Source organism: Pelagibius sp., assembly GCF_028289705.1.
Classification (GTDB): domain Bacteria; phylum Pseudomonadota; class Alphaproteobacteria; order Kiloniellales; family Kiloniellaceae; genus Pelagibius.
Genome location: NZ_JANQOI010000162.1, coordinates 1 through 6,165 on the forward strand (window position 1 = coordinate 1; position 6,165 = coordinate 6,165).

4 protein-coding genes and 1 pseudogene are annotated in these 6,165 nt (G+C 70.9%); all 5 read right to left on the reverse strand.

What is annotated here, in order from left to right:
• Positions 1–3,002, reverse strand: a 3,002-nt coding sequence (locus Q0996_RS20250) for an error-prone DNA polymerase (RefSeq protein ID WP_299624073.1), incomplete at its 3' end; no start/stop codon positions are given.
• 264 nt (positions 3,003–3,266) lie between these two features.
• Positions 3,267–3,659: an endonuclease domain-containing protein gene (locus Q0996_RS20255; RefSeq protein WP_299624075.1), complete on the reverse strand. Its 393-nt coding sequence runs from the start codon at positions 3,657–3,659 to the stop codon at positions 3,267–3,269.
• A 182-nt stretch (positions 3,660–3,841) separates the two neighbouring features.
• Positions 3,842–5,086, reverse strand: coding sequence for a DNA polymerase Y family protein (locus Q0996_RS20260; RefSeq protein WP_367575675.1), 1,245 nt, complete (start codon positions 5,084–5,086; stop codon positions 3,842–3,844).
• Positions 5,066–5,452: pseudogene (locus tag Q0996_RS25550) on the reverse strand (DNA polymerase Y family protein); the annotation flags it as partial. The gene Q0996_RS20260 and the pseudogene Q0996_RS25550, both read right to left, overlap by 21 nt.
• A gap of 28 nt (positions 5,453–5,480) precedes the next feature.
• Positions 5,481–6,165 (reverse strand): hypothetical protein (locus Q0996_RS20265; RefSeq protein ID WP_322096766.1); only part of this gene is annotated, 685 nt, incomplete at its 5' end.

Here is a 6,165-nt window from a genome sequence, read left to right on the forward strand (position 1 = left end):
GTGTCGGGCCAGACGACGATGTTGGCCCCACCCGTCTCGTCCTCCAACGTCATGAAGATCACGCCGCTGGCGCTGCCCGGGCGCTGACGCACCAGCACCAGGCCGGCGACCGTCACCCGGCGGTCCACCGGCAGGCCGGGCAGCTGCATCATCTCCACCATGCCCCGGGCGGCGAGCTCGCTGCGCAGGAAGGCCAGGGGGTGGGCCTTCAGGGAAAAACGCAGGGCCATGTAGTCGTCCACCACATGCTCGCTGAGGGCCATCGTTGGCAATGTCACTTCCGGCTCGATCCCGCGCTCCTCGGCCTCGGCGGCGGCGAAGAGCGGAAGCTGCTCGGCGCGCTTGCGCTCCCCCGGCAGGCGCTTCACCGCCCAGAGCGCCTCGCGCCGCGCCAGGCCCATGGAGCGGTAGGCATCGGCCCGGGCGAGCGCCTCCAGGGTCAGGGGTTTGAGGGCGGCGCGGCGCCACAGCGCCAGGGGCTCGGGATAGCCGGCAGCGCGGTTCTTCATGATGGCCAGGGCCTCCTCCTCCCCCAGGCCCTTCACCTGCCGGAGGCCGAGCCGCAGGGCGAGGCCGCTTCCAGTGCTGTCCGGCTCCAGGGTGCAGTCCCAGTCGCTGGCGTTGACGTCCGGCGCCAGGATCTCCACGCCGTGCTCGCGGGCGTCGCGGATGATCTGCGCCGGGGCGTAGAAGCCCATGGGCTGGCTGTTGAGCAGCGCCGCGGCGAAGACCGCCGGGTGGTAGTGCTTCATCCAGGCGGAGACATAGACCAGCAGCGCGAAGCTGGCGGCGTGGCTTTCGGGAAAGCCGTAATCGCCGAAACCTTCGATCTGGTTGAAGCAGCGCTCGGCGAAGTCCGGGTCGTAGCCGCGTTCGATCATGCCGTCGATGAACTTCTGCCGGAAGCTGTGGATGGTGCCGACATGGCGGAAGGTGGCCATGGCGCGGCGCAAGCGGTCGGCTTCGGCCGGCTGGAAGCCGGCGGCGACGATGGCGATCTGCATGGCCTGTTCCTGGAACAGCGGCACCCCCAGCGTTTTCTCCAGAACCTGGCGCAGCGCCTCGGAAGGATAGTCCACCTTCTCCTTCCCCTCCCGCCGGCGCAGATAGGGATGGACCATGTCGCCCTGGATCGGCCCGGGGCGCACGATCGCCACCTCAATCACCAGGTCGTAGAATTTTTTCGGTTTCAGGCGTGGCAGCATGGACATCTGGGCGCGGCTTTCCACCTGGAACACGCCGATGGTGTCGGCGCGCGAGAGCATGGCGTAGACGGCGGGATCGTCCTGCGGCAGGCTCGTCAGGGTATAGTCCCGCCCGACGTGCCGCTGGATCATGGCGAAGCCCTTGCGCAGGCAGGTCAGCATGCCCAGCGCCAGAACATCGACCTTCAGGATGCCCAGCGCATCGAGGTCGTCCTTGTCCCATTCGATCACCGTGCGGTCTTTCATGGCGGCGTTTTCGATGGGCACCACCTCGCAAAGCGGGGTCTGGGTCATGACGAAGCCGCCGACGTGCTGCGACAGGTGGCGGGGAAAACCGATCAGCATGTGCACCAGCTCGAGGGTCTGGCGCAGGCGGCGGTCCTCCGGGTCGAGGCCCAGTTCGCGCACCGCCTTGTCCTCCACCCCCTCCTGGCTCCAGCCCCAGATGGCACCGGCCAGGGCGGCGATGGTGTCGGCGGAGAGCCCCATGGCCTTGCCCACCTCGCGCATCGCCCCGCGCGAGCGGTAGCAGATCACCGTGGCGGTCAGCGCCGTGCGCTCGCGGCCGTACTTCTTATAGATGTACTGCATCACCTCTTCGCGGCGCTCGTGCTCGAAGTCGACGTCGATATCCGGCGGCTCGCGGCGCTCGGCGGAGACGAAACGCTCGAACAGCAGATCCATGCGCGCCGGGTCCACCGCGGTGATGCCCAGGCAGTAGCAGACCGAGGAGTTGGCCGCCGAGCCGCGGCCCTGACAGAGGATGTCTTCGGAGCGGGCGTAGCGCACCACGTCCTCCACGGTGAGGAAATAGGGCGCGTAGTCGAGCTGGGCGATCAGCGCCAGCTCGCGGACGACGTTCGCGCGCACCTTTTCCGGAATGCCCTCGGGATAACGGTCGGGCGGATAGCACCGCTTGGCGCCGATCCAGGTGAGATGTTCCAGTTCCTGCTGCGGCGTGCGGCCGCCGGTGGTCAGCTCCTCCGGGTAGTCGTGGCGCAGTTCGTCGAGGGAAAAGCGGCAGCGCCGGGCGATCGCCAAAGTATTGGCCAGGGCCTCGGGATAGGCGCGGAAGAGATGGGCCATGGCCGCCGCTGGCTTCAGGTAGCGCTCGGCATTGCCCAGTAGGCGGTAGCCCGCCTCGTCGATGGTGCAGTGTTCGCGGATGCAGGTGACGATATCCAGCAGCGGCTTGCGCTCGGGGGCATGCAGGCAGACGTCGTTGCAGGCGGCCAGACCGACGCCGGCCCGCGCCGCCAGGGCCGCCAGGGCCTGGAGCCGGCGCGCGTCACGGCCTCCGTAGAGCGCGCGGGCGCCCAGGAAGACCTCACCGGGGAAGGCCTCGGCGAGGGCGCGCAGACCCGTTTCGATGATCTCTTCCCGTCCCTCCTCACCGGGCAGCACGACAAAGACCTGCCCTTCGCCGTGTTCGATCAACTCGGCGAAGCTGAAACGGCAGCCGCCCTTCTCGGCGCGGCGCTTGCCGAGGGTGAGCAGGCGGCAGAGCCGGCCATAGGCGGCGCGGTCGCGCGGGAAGCAGAGGAGTTCGGGTCCGTCTTCAGAAATTAATCGCGCGCCCACCAGCAGCGGCAGGCCCACCTCCTTCGCCGCCACATGGGCACGCACCACCCCGGCCAGGGAATTGCGGTCGGCGATCGCCAGCCCCGGCAGCCCCAGCGCCGCCGCCCCCAGCACCAGCTCCTCCGGATGCGACCCGGAACGCAGGAAGGAGTAATTGCTGGTCACCTCCAGCGGGACGTAGGTGGGGGGGGATCGGGTCACGATCTTTTGCGTCATTGCATTCCCCTCACCTTTCCACGAAGGGAAGAGAGGAAACCAAGGCGGCGCAGTTCTTTCCCTCTCCCCAGCGTGGGAGAGGGTTGCGCAGCCTTGGTGAGGTCGAAGACCGAACTTAGGCGAAGCTGGGTGAGGGGGAACCGCGGCGGCGGAAATTGAACGCTCTGCCGCAAGCAAGCGTCAGACGGAACCAGCGTCCCCCTCACCCTCCCGCTCGCGCGGGCCCCTCCCTCTCCCACAAGGGGAGAGGGGCTTGAAGCGCACTCACGGCTTCCCCCTCTCCCCCAAATTCCCACGGGGTGGGAGAGGGCCGGGGTGAGGGAGCTTTTGGTTTTCCAAGACCTCCGCGATCCTTTCCAACACGCCTTCCAGGTTCTCCAGGACTTCATGGTTCCAGAACCGCAGCACGCGGAAGCCGCGCGCTTCGAGCCAGGCGGTGCGCGCCGCATCGTCGTCCGGGTTCTCGCCGTGCTGGCCGCCGTCCAGCTCAACCACCAGCTTCTCGTCATAGCAGGCGAAGTCGACCACGAACCTGCCGAGCGGCACCTGGCGGCGGAACTTCCAGCCGTCGAGCTGACGGTTGCGCAGCCGCGCCCAGAGCTTCTGCTCCGCATCGGTCTGATCGCGCCGGAGGCGTCGGACAAAGGTTTTTGACATCAGCGCGCCCTCACCCGGTGTTTCCCCCTCACCCTCCCGCTCACGCGGGCCCCTCCCTCTCCCGCGAGGGGAGAGGGAGAACCAATTCCACGCAGTTCTTTCCCTCTCCCCAGCGCGGGAGAGGGAGGGGCCCACGCAGTGGGAGGGTGAGGGGGATTTTGGTTGTCCTGCTCATCGTCCTCTCACCCGAACAGCCCATGCAGGAACCAGCTGCCGGCGCTGCGGTAGAGCCAGTAGCGGCGGCCGTCCTGGTCTTCGACGCGGAAGTAGTCGCGCGGCGGCGCGTCGCCTAACGCGGGGTCGATCTGCCACCACTCGCCGAGCAGGCGCTCCGGGCCCTCGGCGCGGACCACCTGGTGCAGCACCCGGCGCCAGCGGAACTGGGCCGGCGGATGGTCGGGCAGCAGGGAGAGCACCTCCACCGGCTCCGGCCGCGCCAGCAGGCGCAGGGGCCGCAGGCCGGCCCGGGGCGTTTTCCGCCAGTCTTCGTTGGCAAGGTCGACATCGCCTCCGGGAAAATCACCGGCCGGCGCCAGGACGAAGGCGCGCTCCGGCAGGTGGCTTTCGTGGGGGCGCGGCGCGCGCACGGCGGCGAGGCCGAGGCGGCTGCCGAGGCGGTCGACGAGATCCGGCAGGTCCTCCGCACCGTCCGGGGCGCAGGCCGGCGCGCAACCGGCGGCGCGGGCGGTGGCGTTTATGGATGCTGTAACGGCGGGCCCGGGCTGTTCTGTTTTCCGCTTCGGCGCCGGTGCCGGCGGTTGTGGAGAGCGTTCAACCGATCCCTGCGCCGCCACCACCGGCAGGGCCATCTGGCGGGCGCCCAGGGGGTCGCTGCGGCCGGCGGCCAGGGTCAGCACCTCGATGCCGAAGCCGGGGTCGATCTGCGGCAGCTTTTCATTGAACAGGCGGCGCAGGTGTTTGGCCTCGCGGCTCGCCCGGCTGGTGCCGAGGCTGAGGGACTGCAGGCTGCCGTCGCTGCGGTAGGCGGTGAGGTCGAGGCGCCGGGCGCCGCGCCCGGCCAGCGCCAGCTCGCGGCACAGCCGGGGCAGCAGCAGGTCGAGGGCGCGGGCGAGGTCCTCGGCTTCGCTGATGGGTTCAGCGAAGATCTGGCGCACCAGCCAGGCCGGCGGCGGCTGGCGCGGCGAGAGGGCCTCGGCCTCCTGCCCCAGGGCCTGGGCCAGGCGGCGCGCCGCCAGGGGGCCGAAGCGCGGCGTCAGCACCGCCCGCGAGAGGGGGTAGAGATCCTCGATGCGCCGGAGGCCCAGACGGTCCATCACCTCCACGGTGGACTCCGGCAGGCGCAGGGCCGCCGGCGGCAGGCCGGCGATGGCGGCGCGCTGGCTGCCCGGCATCACGACGACGCAGGGGTGGGCGGCCGAGGCGGCGTAGCGGGCCATGGCCCAGGCGGCGCCGATGGTGTCGGCCATGGCAACTCGGGCCGTGTAGCCGAAGGCGGTGAGGCGCGCCTGCAGGTCCTCCAGCAGCACCGACTCGCCGCCGAAGAGATGGCAGCAGCCGGAAACGTCCAGCAGGATGCCCGCCGCCCCGCCGGGCCCCTGGCCCGTCCCTTCCGCCGTGGAGCAGGGCGCCGTCCAGGGGCTGTAGCGGCCGCACCAGGCGGCGAGGCGGGCGATGGCGCGGGCGTCGGTCTCCGGCTCGTGGGGGGCGGTGACGAGCCCGGGCAGCAGGGCGCGGGCCTCGGCCAGGGGCAGGCCGGGGGTGAGGCCGCCGGCCTCCGCCGCCGCGTTCACCGCCGCCAGGCCGAGCTGCCCGCGCTCGGCCGTCACCAGGGCGAGCGGCCGGGAGTCTGCGGAACTCTCGTCAGCCGGCTTGCCGGAAGGCGAGAAGCTCGGCTGGCTCCTGTCTTGCGCCCCGCTCCACTGCTGTCGCTGGGCCCGCTGCCATCGGGCCCTTTGCCAGCGATCCGTCGCGAAGCGCGGGAGCCAGAGAGAAACCACACGCCGCATCGTTCCACTCCACCTGCCATGATCCCGGCGCCGCGCCGCGGCAGCGCAGGAGGTCCAGCCGCCAGCGCGGGCGGCCGATAAAGCTCTCGTCCCGGGTGTCCTCGGACTGCAACGCCGTCACCCGCCAGCGGCTGAGGGCGGCGCTGGCGTCGCGCCCGCGCCGGCGCGGCCGGAAGCGGCGGTGCAGGGCGAAGGCGGTGACGCCGTTCGCTTCGGCGGCAAGCTGGAGGCGCCGCCCGGCGAGGCGGTCGAGGTCCTCCACCTCCCCCACCACGGCGGCGAGGCGGCGGCAGCGCAGCCCCTCCTCCATGGCCCAGAGCAGGTCGGCTTCGCCGGCCGCATGCACCAGGAGGAAGCGCCCGGGGTCGAGCCCCTGGCCCGCCAGCGCCGGCGGATAGAGGTCGCCGCGCCGCGACACCCAGAGAATGGTTTTGGCCCCGGCACTCGAAGCCTGCGCGCGCAGCCGCGCCAGCAGGGCGAGGCAGAAGCCCAGCGCCACCCCGTCGTCCCACTCGGCGCGCTCGCCCTCGATCTCGTGC